Here is a 16,893-nt window from a genome sequence, read left to right as displayed (position 1 = left end):
TAATTCTCACTCTTTACTCTTTATTCTTTAATCTTTAATCTTTCGTTTAATAATTCAGGTTCATTGGTGGTGATATAATCGAATTTGTTTTCGATAATCCAATCCATAATATCAGCATCATTAACCGTCCAGACATTCAGGGTAATATTGTTGTCTTTTGCTTCTTTGATCCATTCAGGATGTTTTTGAAAAAAAGAATAATGATAATCAACACCTGAAATATGGTCTGACTTTACTTCTTTTGGAGATTTATTACCTTCAAGATATTGCAAAGAAGTTTTTTGATCTACTTGTCTGATTTGCTTCAGTATATCATAATCAAAACTAATGTATCCGGTAATTTTTTCGGCTTGAAGCTTTTTGATCACTTCAACCGTTTTTAGCGCCGTCGTTTTTCCTCTTTCTTTACTTATTTCCGAAGGTTTTATTTCGCAGACCAAAAGAGTGTGTTTATTGTTTCTTTTACCTTCTGTAATATATTCGTGTAAGGTTGGCAATTTCTCCCCATTCGAAAGTTTAAATTTTATTAAGTCTGCATAATTTGTTTCTTCAATAAGCAGTTTATTATAATGGGCATCATGATTGATTACAAGAGAATCATCGGCCGTTCTCCAGACGTCAAATTCTGAACCGGCAAGTTTTAGATCAATAGCATGCCTAAGGGAAGCTATTGAATTTTCTGGCAGGTTATTTTTTTTCCAGGCTCCGCGATGCGCTACAACAACATCTTTTTTTGCACTGCAAGAGGAGAAAAGAGCTATTGTCAGTATTAAAAAAAATGCACCGGATATTTTAATTGTGTTCATTTTATAAAAATTAAAATTTATGATCTATAGAATTTACTTACAAAAGACAGACTAAAAAGCTAAAAAAAGGCCCTCCGAACTAACTACGGAGGGCCAATCAATAATAAATAAACCAACTATTTAGTTAACTCAAAACTAACTTTCTTATCGGCATTTGAATTTCCTCCAACGAAAACATCAAAATGTCCAGGTTCTGCTACGAATTGTAAATCAGAATTATAAAATTTTAAATCTTCAACTGTGATATCAAAAGTCACGGTTTGTTTCTCCCCTTTTTTAAGTGTAATTTTTTGGAAATTTTTCAATTCTCTAACTGGTCTTGTTACTGAACCTACTAAATCTCTGATGTATAACTGAACAACTTCTTTTCCGTCATAGTTTCCTGTATTTGCAACATCAACTGTCACTTTTAATTTTCCTGCAGGATTCATTTTATCAGATGAAATTTTCACATTTGAATACTCAAAAGAAGTATAACTTAAACCGAAACCAAATGGGAATAATGGCTCATTTCTCTCATCGATATAGTTAGATCTGAATTTTTCGAATTTACCTTCTGTGTTAGAAAGTGGTCTTCCTGTATTTTTATGAGCATAGTAAATTGGCAATTGACCAACACTTCTTGGGAAAGTTGATGTTAATTTTCCTGAAGGATTTACATCTCCAAATAAAACATCAGCAATAGCATAACCTGCTTCGCTACCTGCGAACCAAACATTTAAAATTGCAGGAACAGTTTCGTTTTCTTCTTTAATCACTAATGGGCGACCATCAAATAAAACTAAAACAACTGGTTTTCCTGTTTTCAATAATGCGTTTAATAAATCTTTTTGTGCTTGTGGAATTTCTAAATTCGTACGGCTGCTTGATTCTCCACTTAATTCAGCAGATTCTCCAAGTGCAGCAACAATTACATCTGATTGATTAGCCACTTGTAAAGCTTCAGCTAATAATTCTTCTTTTGAACGGGCATCACGGTGTAACGTTTTACCAAACATGGTTGCGTTTGTCTCAAAAGTTTCATCATAATCTAAATTACTTCCTTTTGCATATAATACTTTCGTAGATTTTCCTGCTACTTCTTTGATTCCTGCTAAAAGTGAAATAGCATTTTCCATTTTTGTAGCTACACTCCATGTTCCGGGCATATTTTCTTTAGCATCAGCCAATGGCCCGATTAAAGCAATAGTTCCTGATTTTTTAAGTGGTAAAACCTGCCCTTGATTTTTTAATAAAACCAATGATTGTGCTGAAATTGATCTTGCTTCTTTTCTGCTGCTTGCAGTAAAGATCTCCGTTTTTGCTCTGTTAGCATCACAATATTTATAAGGATCCTGGAACAATCCAAGGTCATATTTAGCCTCCAAAATAAGTTTAACAGCATTATCGATTGTTTCGATAGTTACTTTCTTCTCATCTAATGATTTTTTCAAAGTAGTTAAGAAACCTTCTCCAACCATATCCATTTCAACACCAGCATTTAAAGACTGCGCAGATACCGCTTGTAAATCTCCCATTCCGTGTTCGATCATTTCAGGAATTCCTGTAAAATCTGTTACTACGAATCCTTTAAAGCCCCATTCTTTTCTTAAAATATCTGTCATTAACCATTTGTTTCCTGTTGCGGGAATTCCGTCTACTTCATTAAAAGAAGCCATAACAGAACCTACACCAGCGTCAACAGCTGCTTTGTAAGGAGGGAAATAATCGTTGAACATTCTGATACGACTCATATCAACTGTATTGTAATCACGACCACCTTCTGGAGCACCGTATAAAGCGAAATGTTTTACACACGCCATGATCGAATTATTTTTTGTAAGATCATGTTGTTGGTATCCGTTTACCATCGCAGTTGCAATTCGGCTTCCTAAGTAAGGATCTTCTCCTGAACCTTCAGAAACTCTTCCCCAACGAGGATCACGAGAAACATCAACCATTGGAGAGAATGTCCAGTTGATACCATCAGCACTTGCTTCCTGCGCTGCAATTTGAGCACTTCTTTCGATCAATCCCATATCCCAAGTACAAGATAATCCTAACGGAATTGGGAATGTTGTTTCGTAACCGTGAATAACATCCATTCCAAAAATCAATGGAATTTTCAATCGGCTCTTTTCAACAGCTATTTTTTGTACTTCTCTAATTTTTTGAACAGATTTTATATTGAATAAACCTCCTACTTTTCCTTCAGCAATTTTCGTAGCCACATCAGAACTGTTTGCTTGTCCTGTAGTAATATCTCCAGAAGTTGGTAAATTAAGCTGACCTAATTTTTCATCTAATGTCATTTTCGACAATAACTCAGCTACAAACTCTGACCTTGGTTTAATTTTTACTGCGTTTTTAGTATTCTTTTTCTGGGCATAACCCAAAACAGCACATCCTAAAAATAGTAAGACTAATTTGTTTTTCATTCTATTGTATTTATTTGTTTGTATTCATTTTTCTTTGTTTAAACATCCAGTCATAAATCTCCTGATTGTCATAAACTCTTGTCCAGCTATCGTGACCTGCATCATCAAAAATGGTTAATTGGACATCCTTTGCATTGCATTTTTTCAATTCTTTGTAGATTGTAATTGCATAATCTACTTTTACCACATCGTCTAATAATCCGTGGAAAATTCGGGTTGGGATAGCAGCTATTTTACAAGCATTTTCCAGCTCAATAAAATCAACAAAACCTGAAATAGGCACTATTGCGGCAAACTTATCCGGATATGAAAGTGCGAGATTCCATGCTGCCCAGCCTCCTGAACTTAGACCTGTAACATATATTCTATCAGCGTCTATTTCGTTTTCTTTTTGAACCTTTAAAATCAATTCATTAATCGATTCAATATCCCAATTTTCATCTTCTTTGCATTGCGGTGCTAATACATAAGCATCTAACTGATGTGTTTTAAGATATTTTAAAGGGCCATTGATCTTTACTTTTTCAATGTCTGTACCTTTTTCTCCATCTCCAGAAATAAATACTATTAATGGCTTTTTTTCCTTTGTATTTGCCGGTTTGTGTAAAGCATAACCTAATTCATGTTTTACGACTATAACCGTATTTATTTTTCCGGTAGTTTCAGTCTGAGCAAAACTCATTACTGAAAAAAGAACCATCAATAACGCTAAACTGTTTTTCATTTTAAACGTTATTAAAAACCGTATTTCCCGGATTTAAATCCAAGTTTTACCAAACCTTGTTTTACTTCAGGAGCATTCATGAATAATTTCCATAATAAACCTGTGCGGTAATTTTCGATCATCACTACTTCAGGTCCCTGATCGATTGCCAAATAACGTTTTGCTACCCAATTATTTCCTAAACTAAGGGCATCATAGAAACCTGCATCTCCCCAGGTTTGATCTTTATGATTTTCATAAAGATTACGTATCACGGCCATTGATTCTTTTGGAGTATACACAATTGAACTTATTGCTCCTGTTGGTGATATAACCCCAACATCATTTGTTGGAAAATGTGCATTATACCCAATTGATCCATCAGGATTTCTTGAATAAGATGCTGTTAATCCCCAATAATCAGCGCCATAACCTGCAAATTTCTTTGGATTTTCAACACAATATTCATAATCTATTTTAACCTGATTTACATTCAGATCCCAATAGTTGGCATATTTATCTGTTAATTGATTTGGATCAAGTCCTACATAAGAATAATGTGCCCAAAATAATGGTCCGCCAAATTCCTCTGCTCCATTATGCTTTAAAATCAATGGAATATTATATTTTGTTTTAGAAGTCACTATTCCGCCACTTCTCGCCCAGCCTTCATGGTATGCTTTTGCATCTATTGCATGTGTTGGCGAAGATGCTCCAAGAACATATGTAATCAAACATTCGTTATATCCCTCAAGCGGAAAATTCATTTGCCAGTCGTAATTTGGCGACCAGTGCCAGTACAATACATTTTTATTGTTTGTATACCATTGCCAGTCTACGCCTTTCCAAAGTGCATCATATTTTTGAGCTACAGCTTTGTCTTTTTCAGAACCGTCTTTTAGATATTCGCGAACAGTAATCATCCCTGCAACCAAAAATGATGTTTCGACTAAGTCTCCACCATTATCCTTGGTTCCAAAAGGTTTTACTTTTCCGGTATTTCCGTCTATCCAATGCGACCACGCTCCGTGAAAACGATCTGCTTTGCCTAAAAAGTCAGCAATTTTGTTTAGTCTTTCAACTCCTTTTGCTTTGGTAATATAACCTTGTGATATTCCGGAAACAATTGCCATAAGTCCAAAACCTGAACCTCCGGTTGTTACAATGTTTGGGTCATTATCAGGATAAAATCCATCCGGATGATAGCGTTCTCTTGCTAATCCAGAATTTGGTTCTGCATAATCCCAGAAATATTTGAAAGTTTGTTTTTGAACAATAGCTAAAAGTTCATCATCTGTTAATTTAACCACAGAAGTCTTTTCGGCAACTTTATCTTTCGACTTTTCACCAATTGACCCACAACCAAAAAAACTCAATGCTAATAATAAAACTGAAATTCTAACCATTATAATAAAATTTGAAAACAATTAATAAAAATCACTCCTTTCACAAGAAAGGAGTGATTTAAAAAAATTAATTAGTAACCACCAGGGTTTTGTTGAGAAAGTCCACCTGCTTCTCTTAAGAATGTAGTTGGAACTGGCCATAACTCATGTTTTCCAACAATAAAAGTTTTCCCATCTGCTGCCATAGCTGACTGAGCTTGTCCTGTTCTCACAAGATCAAACCATCTGTCATGCTCAAAAGCAAATTCTAATCTTCTTTCTTTATAGATTGCTTTTCTAATATCTGATTGAGAAGTAAAAGGAGTATCTCCTAAACCTGCTCTTTTACGAATTTGATTTACTAAAGGAATAGCTTCAGAAGTTTGTCCTAATTCATTCAAAGCTTCAGCTTTCATTAAGATTACTTCTGCATATCTTAAATATCTAAGATTTGTATCTGTAAATTCTACATTATAAAAAGATGATGAATACGCTTTATAATTATACATTGCATTTGCTACAGTAGAAGGAACTTCTCTACCATCATACAAAAATGATCCTCTGAAAATAATAGTAGCTGCACGTCTTACATCACCTGGCTCATAAGCATCTGCTAAACCTTTAGTTGGTGTATTGAATCCCCAACCCCATCCTCCAGCACCACGTGGTGCCTGAGAAACAGTGTAGTTTCCAATTCCGAAACCTGGAGTGGCCGTTGTACCAACTCCATCAATTTCAAAAATAGATTCATCACCAAATTCACCTTCTTTTTTATATTGAAGAGAATAATCTGAAACTAAGCTATATCCGGTTACTTTATCACAATTGTCAATTACTTTTTGCCAATTTTTTTGATATAAGTTTACTTTTGCTAACAAAGCATAAGCTGAACCTTTAGAAACTCTTTTTTTATCATTTCCTACGTAAGCGCCTTTTTCTGGTAAAGCTTCAATAGCATCTGCCAAATCTTTTTCGATAAAAGTATAAACTTCTGCAACTGACTTGCGGGTTAACTGCATTTGTTTATCAGCATCTGAAATTGGAACACCTGATAAGTGATCTACAATAGGAACTCCGCCATATCCTTTTACTAAAGTAAAATACATGAAAGCTCTCATAAATTTAGCTTCACCTGTTAATCTGGTTTTTAATTCAGGAGTAACTTTATCAAGTTTAGGAAACATCTCTAAGGCTTGATTACATCTGTTTATTCCCGCATAATTAGCATTCCATGTAGATTCAAATGATGGTGTTGAAGCATTATAAGTTAAAGCATCAATGATATCTTTATCTCCACCTGCATCACCAGGATCAGAACCTTTATCTGCATCATCTGTAATGATACTTGAAACTGCATTCCAGCCAAACGAAGACATTTCCCATCCTAAAAACTGATTGTAGATTGCTGTTACAAAACCAGTAGCACCTTCATCACTGTTTACCAACGCCGGATCTACCGGAATTGATTCTGTCGGACTTACATCCAAAAAGTCATCTGCGCATCCTGCAAAGAGCAATCCGGAAAGCACAAACATTGATATATATATTTTTTTCATGATATTAAAATTTTAAATTAGCACCTATAACAAATGATCTCAATGATGGATAAGCATCTAACTCAACTCCTTGAGTACCTTCAACCAATTTACCATCGCCTGTAACGTCAGGAGAGAATCCTGAGAATTTTTGCGTAATAAACGGATTGATTGCATTTACATATATTCTACAGTAGCTAAAAAACTGATCATCTTTTAAAGGAAGTTTATATCCTACAGTAATGTTATTGATTCTAAAGAAATCTGCTGATTCTAAGTAATATGTTGAAGCAACAGGAGTCACGTTAGAAGGTGCAGGATTAGAAGATGTTGTATTTGTTGGTGACCAGAAATCACGTGCTGTTGAAGCTTCGATATTCTCACCTCCAAAACGTTGTGCTTTTTTACCATTATACACTTTAGCTCCTCCTGTTCCGTATCCATCAACAGAAAAATCAATATTTTTATACGTTAACCCCATTGTAACTCCGTAAGTAGAAGTTGGTAAAAGTGATCCTACGTATTTTTTATCAGTTCTCTCGTTTAATGCTGTCTGAACTACTTTTTCTCCGTTTGCGTTATAGTATAACATGTTACCATTAGCCTGATCAATTCCGGCAAATTCATACATATAGAAACTACCTAAAGGCTGTCCTACAGAAGTATTATCAAGAATTTTTGTGTTTTGACCATTTCCTAAACTTCCTCCGATGATAGGAGATAACTGAACGTTTTTAAGATTAGTAAGCTCATTATTATTATGGGAGAAGTTACCTCCAACCCAGTAGCTTAAATTATCATTTATTTTGTCATCCCAACGTAATGCAATTTCATAACCTTTGTTAGATACTTCTCCAATATGTGAAGGTGCAGCTACTGTAATTCCTGAAGCTGAATATGGTTTAACATTCAAAATTGTGTTTGTTGTTTTTTTCTCATATAAATCAAAAGATCCTTTTAATCTACTTTTAAACAATTCAAAATCAACACCACCTGAAAGTTCTTCTACAATTTCCCAAGATAAGTTAGGGTCAACTTGTGAGTTGATTGTTGTTCCTGAACCAAAAGGATAATCTAATCCAGAAGTAAAAGTTTGAGTATTCAATGGTACATTTTGATTACCTAATCTACCCCAAGAACCTCTTAATTTTAATAAATCAATTGTTTCTACTTTACTTAAGAAACTTTCTTTAGATACAATCCATCCCAAACCAACTGATGGGAATGTTCCCCAACGCTTGTCATCAGCAAATTGTGATGATCCGTCACGTCTTACAGTACCTGTAAGTAAATATCTGTCCATCAATTTGTATTGAAAACGCGCAAAATAAGATTGTAATCTTCTTTGGTTCAAAGCTTCATCTTTATATCCTGTTACTGAACTTGCAACATTCACATCTTTTAATGACCAATAGTCCGCATTTGGATTAACATTCTTTCTGTCGATAGTCAATTTCTCTCTTGTACCTTGAACATTCGCCTCGATACCAGCAGTAACTTCAACATCATGAATATTAGCAAAAACTTTATTATATGTAAAGTAGTTAGACAAATTCCAATTAAAATATTGGTCTCTGCTTCTTGTCAATGTGTTAACATTCAAATCTCCAGGGTACTTTGATTGTACACGCGTAGGATCTGCAGATAACCAAAGTGCTACGTTATCAACATAATTGTACTGTTTGTAAGTATAAAACTCTCCATTAAATTGTGAAGTGAATTTTAATGATTTGATAATTTCATAATCTAATTTCAAACCACCTTGCAAAGTAAGAGTTTGTTGTCTCTCATTTGTATAATCTAATTGAGCTACCGGATTTCCAACATTATTGAATGATTCACCAGTTTCTCCTACAACTCCATTTGAAATAAATGGCACACCATATTTTCCATCAGCATAACGCACAGGAACTAGTGGAGATTGTCTGTAAGCATTCGTAAATGCACTTAATGGCATTGGAGTATTTTTGATTGTACTCACACTCATATTTTGAGTAAGTTTCACTTTATCAGAAAGTTTGAACTCATTGTTGTTTCTGATTGTTGTACGTCCGTAATCAGATCCGTTTAGAATTCCTTTTTCTTCATAATTTCCAACACTAAAAAAGTATTTTACGTTTTCTGAAGACCCTGAAATTGCGATATTGTTTTGAGTATAAGATCCCGTTCTTGTGATCTCATCAAGCCAATTAGTATTATAAGGCTGATTTGCAGAGAATCTGCCTGCTGGGAAAGCTCCACTGAAAGCAGCATTACTATAACGAACATATTCGTCAGCATTTGCCATTTTTACAGTTTTTAGAGGAGTTCTAAAACCTGCAAAACTTTCAACTTCTACATTCATTTTTCCTTTTCCTGCTTTTGTTGTAATCATAATTACACCATTTGCCCCTCTTGTACCATAAATAGCTAATGAAGATGCATCTTTCAAAATTTCATAAGATGTAATGTCATTAGTATTAATGTTGTTGATATTGTCAGTTGGCATACCATCTACAACATATAAAGGATTTCTTCCTCCTAATGCTGTACCTGCTCCCCTGATCACAACAGAAGGTGTACTTCCTGGCACATCAGAGCTAGATACCTGAACACCGGCAGCTTTACCTTGAATAGCCTGAGAAGCATTCAATACTTTCATTTTTGTAATTTCTTCAGATTTAATTGAACTTACAGCAGATGTATTATCAATTTTCTTTCTGGTACCGTAACCAATAACTACAACTTCTTTTAAAGCAGTGTCACCTGCTTCTTTTAATGTGATTGTCATTGGAGCGGTCGTTGCTGCAATAGAAACAGCATCAAAACCTAACATTGAGATTTTAAGAATCTCACCCTCTTTGGCATTAATTGTAAAATTTCCGTCGAAATCAGCATCTGTAGAAGTTCTGGAATTAGAAGCACTAATAACTGCTCCCGGAACTCCCATTCCACTACTGTCTACTACTTTTCCTTTAATTGCTTGTCCAGACATATATGCCGGCAATAGCAAAAGCGCTAAAAAGCTAAAAATAAAATTTTTCATACAGTTCGTAATCGTTTAAGTTAGTAGAGCCAAATTAAACAATTACAACGTTGTAGTACATCATACAACACTACAACATAGCTACATCATTATGTTAAAACATTAATATACACTAGTGAAAATCAGCACTCTAAATGTTAATTTATTATTATTAACATAACGTTATGATGTAGTAATGATGTATTGTAATTATATAAAAAAAGATACTTAAAAATATAATATCCTTAAAAAACAAATACAAATCTTACACACTTAATAAAAATTTTGAGAGATTATCTTCCTGAGAGAGGTTTAGCTTCTTTCTTAAACGATATCGGTGCAGTTCTACACCTCTAAATGAGATATTCATCATAGGAGCAATCTCCTTTGAAGAAAGATTCATTTTAAGGTAAATACATAATTTAATATCCTTTGGAGTAAGGTTAGGAAACTTCTTTGAAAGGTTTATTATAAACTCATTGTGAATTTGATTTAGATTCGTTTCAAAAGTTTCCCACTCGTGCTTATTTACTTCATTTATTTTGATAGCTTTTTTGATTTCACTTTTGAGTTTATTAAAATCTTTCTCTGAATCTAAAATACTTTGTATATTTTCGATCATTTCACTTTGCTTTGCAATAGACAAAGATTTACCTGCAACTTCTGAAGATTTAGTTTGCAGCTCGAGTTCCAGAATATGTTTTTCATACTCCTGAACATTCAATTCATTTTCCGCCTTTAGTTCCATTTCAAGAATTTCGCGCTGATGTTTTAATTCTTCGGCCTGCAATTTTAATTTTTGCATATAACGAAGCTTATTCCATTTATAATAGAAAAACAACACTGCTCCCACTATTAGTAAATAAAGCATCACCATCCAAATAGAAAAATACCAGGGTTCAGCAACTTTAAAATCAAAAGTGGACACTTTTTCATAGTTGGCGCCGTCATGTTTGTAAACAACAACAGAATGGTAACCACTGCTCAAATTATTCAGCTCAATTAATCCATTTGAAATTTGAATAAAATCTTTACTTTTGTTAATCTTATAAAATAAATTAGGCTTACTGGCACCATAAATCCCCGAGATCACATTTATTTTTAATTCTGTATTGTATTTAATCTTTGAATCATTAGAAATTAGATTTTCTTCATTAAACGCTTCTATCTTAACATTTGAATTCTGTTTGTTAACATACTTTAATTGAAGAGAAATAAATCCGTCATCAAGATTGAGCAAATAATGATTTTGAGTTTTAAAAATTCTCAAGTTATCATTGATTAAAGTTCCTTTATAATACTTCTCCTGAATGATGTTCCATATAAATTTGTTTCCATTTGCGTGAATATGATATAAAATTCCATTTTGCAGTACCACAAAATGATCTTCGTCAATAGAGACTACATCGGTAATATTCTTGAAATTAGAATTAAACTGTTCATTCTCTTCAAGATTATTAGTAATCGAATTATAAGTGTACCATAGATTATTGATTAGAAAAAGGATTTCTTTTCTAAATTCAAAAATCTTAACTCCAAAATCATTCTTTATTTTACTTTGCTGCGTGATATTCTCAACTTTTTTTGTTTTGTAATTATCATCAAAGACAACGCGATACAATCCACGGTAATTATCAGCAGCCCAAATTTCATTCTTTTTATTCTGAGCAACGTATTTAATAGGTTTCGAAAGATCATTAATAATCTTGTATTGCGTTAGGTCTGCAGGATTATCATAAACCAGGACTCCGCTATAGGTCGATTGAAAATAAGTATTATTGATACTGCTTTTAGATAAGTTCCAACCTCCGTTTATATTATTAATCTTAACCAAAGAGCCATTTTCATAACAAAAGTTTCCATCATTATGTCCAATGATAAACTTATTATTAATTTTAGTAATATTCCATGCCTGCCCTTGTGTATTAGGCATCATTTTAAACTTTCCTGAAACAAACTCGAAAATACCGTGATTTGATGCAATTAAATAGCCTTTGTCTATTGCAGCCACAGAATAAACAGAACCTAAAAGTCCCGAGTTATCATAAAAGAAAGATATTGGAGAGTTTATTTCTACATGGGTAATCCCATTATCCAAGCCAAGCCACAAATCATTTTCTTTATCAAAACCAATGCTCAAAACTGAATTGTTCTTTAACACATTGTTGCGATCAATGTTTTTATAGGTATCTGTATTGAAATCATAAATAAAAAGACCTCTGTTACCTGTTCCTATAACCAATTTATTGTTTTTAATAAATTTGGCTACATTAATCGTTGCTGCTTTTAAGGTCTCGTTTAATGGGTTATTCCAAGGTACTAAACGATCTTTTTCGACTATAAAAATTCCTTTTTTCTGAGTAAAAATATAATTCTTATTTTGGTACTTTTCGACAGCATGAACGACTGTATTTTTTAAGATATTCCAGCCTTTTGGGTTTGCAATCTTTGCCCCACTCATTTTAAAAAGACCTTTTTCGACCGAGGCTACGTAAACATCATTATCAACTACGAAACAATAGGATATTAGAAAAGGAAATCTGATTTTTTGAATGTGTTTTCCATTATAAATAAAAACATCATTAAATGATTGAAAATAAATAGATCCGTTGAATTTGAAAATTTTCCAGATTTCCTCATTGTCTTTTTCATCAAATAAGCGCAGATTTTTGGTGATCGAAACATAATGCATCTTTCCCTCTTTCCTGTACCAATACCCAAACTCTTTATAGGAACCGGAATAGATTTTATCGCCTTCGATCATAATCGAACGGATAATGGTTTTATTAGGCAAAGTATATTTTTCCCACATTACGCCATCATATCGCAATAAATAATGGTTATTGGCAAAATACATGGCATTATCTTTTCCCTGAGCAACATTCCAGATTTGATTGTCGCCCTGGTAATCTGATTTATTATAGTTTTCTACAAAAGGAAGTAATTCTTGTGCCTGGATTTGTGAAGCAATTAAAAACAAGAAAAACAGTTTTAGAAGTGTCGATTTCAAAATATTCGGATTTATATTCAAAGATACTGACAAATATTTAAAAACATAAAAAAGCTCCTCGATTGAGGAGCTTTTTTATAGCTATAAACTACTTAAATATTTAATTAGAAAACACTAATATTAATGTTAATACCCCAATTAGCAAACACAAAGGAGAATAATACTTGGTATCATTTAAGGCAAAATCTGAACTTTTATGTTTTTTGAAGAAGCCAACGTAATTAAAATCTCCGATAGCTCTGAGGATAAATATAAAAGTGATGATCCAAAATCCATACCTATCGAGCCATATTGGCAAACTCACAGTTATACAACCATATTTTATCAAATAAAAAACACCAAAACCCAATAAACCAATAGCAACAATAAAAGTTGAAATTGTTCTGGGAATAAAAACTGGCGATCCATCGTCTTTAGTTGGTACGACCGAGTAACTCCCCCATTTACCTCCAAAACCCCAATAAAAATGAAGCGTTGAAATCGCTGCAAAAACTAAAAACAGTATTATTGTAATGATAATCATTTGAAGTAATGTAAAGTCGTAAAATCAATTAATTCTGCAGCAATTGGTATACCTGATTTGCGATTTCATATTCTTCGTCTGTTGGTATTACTAAAACTTTTGTTTTTGAATTTGGCTTACTAATTTCTCTAATTTCCTTAGAACGAATCTGATTTTTCTCATCCTCTATTTCAATTCCAAAATAATCCATATCAGTACAAACCAATTTTCGCATATAGGATGAATTTTCGCCAATTCCAGCTGTAAAGATAATAGCATCCAGGCCATTTAAAGCAGCAGCATAAGAACCTATATATTTTCTGATACGGTAAGCGTTCATCAATAAAGCTAACTCACATTCCTTATTTCCTTTTGCCGCTTCTGATTCGATATCACGTAAATCGCTATATCCGGTAAGTCCTAACATTCCGCTTTGTTTTAGCAAAATCGAATTTACATCATCTGCAGAATACCCGAGATTCTTAACCATATAAAAAATAACTGACTGATCAATATCTCCTGCTCTGGTTCCCATTATTAAACCATTTGCCGGTGAAAATCCCATCGTATGATCAATGCTTTTTCCATCTTTTATTGCGGTCATACTACAACCGTTTCCTAAGTGAATGGTAATTATTTTAGAACTCTTCTCTAAATGCTCAATTGCCTTTTCTGAAACATATTTGTGGCTGGTTCCATGAAAACCATACACCCTTACTTTATTCTCTGTTAAAAGATAATTAGGAATGGCATATTTGTACGCTTCAATTGGAATTGTCTGATGAAAAGCAGTGTCAAAAACTGCTACTTGTTTTGCGTCCGAAAAAATTTCTTCGGCAACATTTATTCCCACAAGATGTGCCGGATTATGCAATGGAGCTAGTTCTGAAAGTTCTTTTATTTTATCTTTAACTTCTTCAGTAATGATTGTGGTATCAGAGAAATAACTTCCTCCATGTACCACGCGATGACCAACTGCACCAATCTCTGATGTTGATTTTATAACTCCTTTTTCAGGATGTAAAAGCATATCAGCCACTTTTTGTAAACCTACTTTATGATTCGGAATTGGCAGCAATTCTTCTAGTGAGTCAGAAGAAGTTTTGAAGGTTACATTCGAAGTTTCTAAACCAATTCTGTCAATCATACCCGAACAAATTACTTCGTTTGTAGGCATAATCATTAATTGATATTTTATTGAAGAACTTCCTGAGTTTATTATTAATATTTTCATTGTTTATTATTTTTAGCCGCTAAGGCACTAAGTCGCTAATTTTTTGTATTTCCAAATTTTTGACGCTGATAAAACGGATTCGCTATCGCGAAGACACAGATAAAAACGGATTTTTTTAAGTATCAATTCAGAACGTAAAACTGATAATTTTTAATTCTTAATTTTTAATTGCTTACAATCCTTGCGCCTGAATCGCTGTAATTACTACTGTGTTTATAATATCATCAACCGTACAGCCACGGCTTAAATCGTTTACCGGCTTGTTTAAGCCTTGCAGCATTGGTCCGATAGCTAATGCTCCTGTTTCTCTTTGTACGGCTTTATACGTGTTATTTCCAGTATTTAAATCAGGGAAGATAAGTACACTCGCCTGCCCCGCTACTTCAGAATCCGGCATTTTGCTTTTTCCTACTTCACGATCCACTGCGGCATCGTACTGAATTGGGCCTTCAATTTTTAGATCCGGTCGTTTTTGTTTTACAATTTCAGTCGCCGTTCTCACTTTATCAACTTCATCTCCTTTTCCTGATGATCCTGATGAATAAGAAAGCATGGCTATTTTTGGTTCGATTCCGAAAGCTAAACTTGATTCAGCAGATGAAATAGCAATTTCGGCCAATTGTTCTGCTGTTGGATTTGGATTAATTGCACAATCACCAAAAACAGATACCCTGTCTTCTAAACACATAAAAAACACGGATGAAACTACGGATGAATTTGGTTTTGTTTTAATAAATTGCAGCGCCGGCAAAATGGTATGTTGTGTAGTATGTGCTGCTCCGGAAACCATTCCGTCAGCATGCCCTTTGTACACCATCATAGTTCCAAAATAAGACACATCTTCCATTAAATCCCTTGCCATGGTAATACTTACATTTTTAGCTTTTCGAAGCTCGTAATACGTATTTGCATAGTCCTCATAAAGCTCAGATTCTTTTGGATTGATAATATTGACTTTCGAAAAATCAAAGGTAATTCCAAGTTCTGCAACTTTATTTTCGATGTGTTTTTTATCACCAATTATAGAAATATCAACTACGTCCATATCTAATAATCTTGAAGCGGCAGTGATAATTCGGTCATCAGTTCCTTCAGGCAAAACAATATGTTTGCGATGTTGTTTGGCTCTTTTTACCATATTGTACTGGAACATCTTTGGTGTCATTCCTTCCGGCACAAAAGTGATCAATCGTTCAGATAAAGCGTCTACTGCTACATATTTTTCGAAAGTACTAATCGATGTTTCAATTTTATGGGTGTTGTTGGCGTAAATCTCTGATTTGATTGAACCAATTTTATTGGTAATACTGTACGTTCCGCCATCGACGGCAATAATAGGAACAATGGCAGAAAGCCCTTCGATTAGTTTTAAAATACTTTCTTCGGGAACTATATTTCCGGTTAGAATAATTCCTGAAATGGTTGGATAATTAGCCGATTCATTGGCTTGCAAAGCCCCTAAAATAATATCTGAACGGTCTCCGGGAGTAATTACCAAAGCATTATCATGCAAATGAACGAGGTAATTGTGCAATTGCATCGCACCAACGCTAAAATGCCCAATTTCGTTGTTTAAATAAGCACTGCCAAACAATACTTTTGCATCAAGCTGATTGACAATTTCCTGCATTGTTGGATTGTTTAAACTTGAAATCAACGGAATTGTATTAATCAAAACGTTACCTGGCAAACTTTTCTGTAATCCTTGTGTTACCAATTCTATGTTTTCAAGCTGAACTTTATTGGCGATAACGGATAAAACCTCAACATCTTTTATTTTAAAAGAATCATAAATCAAATAAAGACTGTCTACCAATTCTTCTAATGTCTTTCCAACTCCAGAACCTATAATGATAGTTGGAATTCCAAGGTTTTTCGCAATCAAAACATTCAGATCTAATTCTATAGAAGTTCCTTCGCCTGTAAAGCTTGTTCCTTCTACCAAAACAAAGTCAAAACGTTCTTCAAGCTTTTTATACTTTTCGATAATCAGATCTAAAACCTCTCCTATTTTACCTTTGTTTTTCTTCTTGATCAATTTGCTTTTTGTAATTGCATACGCATCTTCAAATTTGATATCGAGATTAAAATAAGACAAAACTGTTTCGATATGATTATCCAGTTCTCCATCGACAAAATCCTCTACAATGGGTCTAAAATATCCCACTTTAGCCGTTTTACCAATCAAAATACTCATTAAACCGAGTGTAATAATCGATTTACCGCTATTATGATCGCTTGTGGCTATATATATTGCTTTACTCATAATTTATATATTGAAACTTAACAAATTTTGT

At 33.7% G+C, this 16,893-nt stretch carries 10 protein-coding genes; all 10 read right to left on the bottom strand.

Annotation, left to right across the window (positions count from 1 at the left end; translation table 11 throughout):
* Positions 1 to 20: 20 nt before the first annotated feature.
* Complete coding sequence (locus QLQ94_RS13835; RefSeq protein WP_482497502.1) at positions 21 to 806, bottom strand: glycerophosphodiester phosphodiesterase family protein; 786 nt, start codon at positions 804 to 806, stop codon at positions 21 to 23.
* A gap of 116 nt (positions 807 to 922) precedes the next feature.
* Positions 923 to 3,223 carry a beta-glucosidase BglX gene (bglX, locus tag QLQ94_RS13830; RefSeq protein ID WP_271335358.1) on the bottom strand — a complete coding sequence of 767 codons (2,301 nt, stop codon included), beginning with the start codon at positions 3,221 to 3,223 and terminating at the stop codon, positions 923 to 925.
* A gap of 10 nt (positions 3,224 to 3,233) precedes the next feature.
* The gene (locus QLQ94_RS13825) at positions 3,234 to 3,947 is read right to left on the bottom strand and encodes a carboxylesterase family protein (protein ID WP_271335357.1); all 714 of its coding nucleotides are present in this window, start codon (positions 3,945 to 3,947) and stop codon (positions 3,234 to 3,236) included.
* An 11-nt stretch (positions 3,948 to 3,958) separates the two neighbouring features.
* Complete coding sequence (locus QLQ94_RS13820) at positions 3,959 to 5,332, bottom strand: glucoamylase family protein (RefSeq protein WP_482497500.1); 1,374 nt, start codon at positions 5,330 to 5,332, stop codon at positions 3,959 to 3,961.
* Between the two features lie 71 nt (positions 5,333 to 5,403).
* On the bottom strand, positions 5,404 to 6,867 hold the full coding sequence (locus QLQ94_RS13815; protein WP_271335355.1) for a RagB/SusD family nutrient uptake outer membrane protein: 1,464 nt from the start codon (positions 6,865 to 6,867) through the stop codon (positions 5,404 to 5,406).
* A gap of 4 nt (positions 6,868 to 6,871) precedes the next feature.
* The gene (locus QLQ94_RS13810) at positions 6,872 to 9,871 is read right to left on the bottom strand and encodes a SusC/RagA family TonB-linked outer membrane protein (protein WP_271335354.1); all 3,000 of its coding nucleotides are present in this window, start codon (positions 9,869 to 9,871) and stop codon (positions 6,872 to 6,874) included.
* 244 nt (positions 9,872 to 10,115) lie between these two features.
* On the bottom strand, positions 10,116 to 12,860 hold the full coding sequence (locus QLQ94_RS13805) for a ligand-binding sensor domain-containing protein (protein WP_271335353.1): 2,745 nt from the start codon (positions 12,858 to 12,860) through the stop codon (positions 10,116 to 10,118).
* A 100-nt stretch (positions 12,861 to 12,960) separates the two neighbouring features.
* Positions 12,961 to 13,383 (bottom strand): DUF3995 domain-containing protein, encoded by a 423-nt coding sequence (locus tag QLQ94_RS13800; protein WP_482497497.1) that lies wholly within the window; start codon positions 13,381 to 13,383, stop codon positions 12,961 to 12,963.
* A 28-nt stretch (positions 13,384 to 13,411) separates the two neighbouring features.
* Complete coding sequence (locus QLQ94_RS13795) at positions 13,412 to 14,596, bottom strand: acetate/propionate family kinase (protein WP_482497496.1); 1,185 nt, start codon at positions 14,594 to 14,596, stop codon at positions 13,412 to 13,414.
* 172 nt (positions 14,597 to 14,768) lie between these two features.
* On the bottom strand, positions 14,769 to 16,862 hold the full coding sequence (gene pta, locus QLQ94_RS13790) for a phosphate acetyltransferase (RefSeq protein ID WP_482497494.1): 2,094 nt from the start codon (positions 16,860 to 16,862) through the stop codon (positions 14,769 to 14,771).
* Positions 16,863 to 16,893 lie beyond the last annotated feature (31 nt).

It is taken from the genome of Flavobacterium sp. B114r, assembly GCF_056824125.1.
This window is presented reverse-complemented; position numbering and strand designations above follow the sequence as displayed.

What these genes read in the sequence shown, in the direction of transcription:
- QLQ94_RS13825 (WP_271335357.1), bottom strand. Translation starts at nt 3,947, where the DNA reads ATGAAAAACAGTTTAGCGTTATTGATGGTTCTTTTTTCAGTAATGAGT.
- QLQ94_RS13800 (WP_482497497.1), bottom strand. Translation starts at nt 13,383, where the DNA reads ATGATTATCATTACAATAATACTGTTTTTAGTTTTTGCAGCGATTTCA.
- pta (WP_482497494.1), bottom strand. Translation starts at nt 16,862, where the DNA reads ATGAGTAAAGCAATATATATAGCCACAAGCGATCATAATAGCGGTAAA.
- QLQ94_RS13795 (WP_482497496.1), bottom strand. Translation starts at nt 14,596, where the DNA reads ATGAAAATATTAATAATAAACTCAGGAAGTTCTTCAATAAAATATCAA.
- QLQ94_RS13835 (WP_482497502.1), bottom strand. Translation starts at nt 806, where the DNA reads ATGAACACAATTAAAATATCCGGTGCATTTTTTTTAATACTGACAATA.
- QLQ94_RS13820 (WP_482497500.1), bottom strand. Translation starts at nt 5,332, where the DNA reads ATGGTTAGAATTTCAGTTTTATTATTAGCATTGAGTTTTTTTGGTTGT.
- QLQ94_RS13810 (WP_271335354.1), bottom strand. Translation starts at nt 9,871, where the DNA reads ATGAAAAATTTTATTTTTAGCTTTTTAGCGCTTTTGCTATTGCCGGCA.
- bglX (WP_271335358.1), bottom strand. Translation starts at nt 3,223, where the DNA reads ATGAAAAACAAATTAGTCTTACTATTTTTAGGATGTGCTGTTTTGGGT.
- QLQ94_RS13815 (WP_271335355.1), bottom strand. Translation starts at nt 6,867, where the DNA reads ATGAAAAAAATATATATATCAATGTTTGTGCTTTCCGGATTGCTCTTT.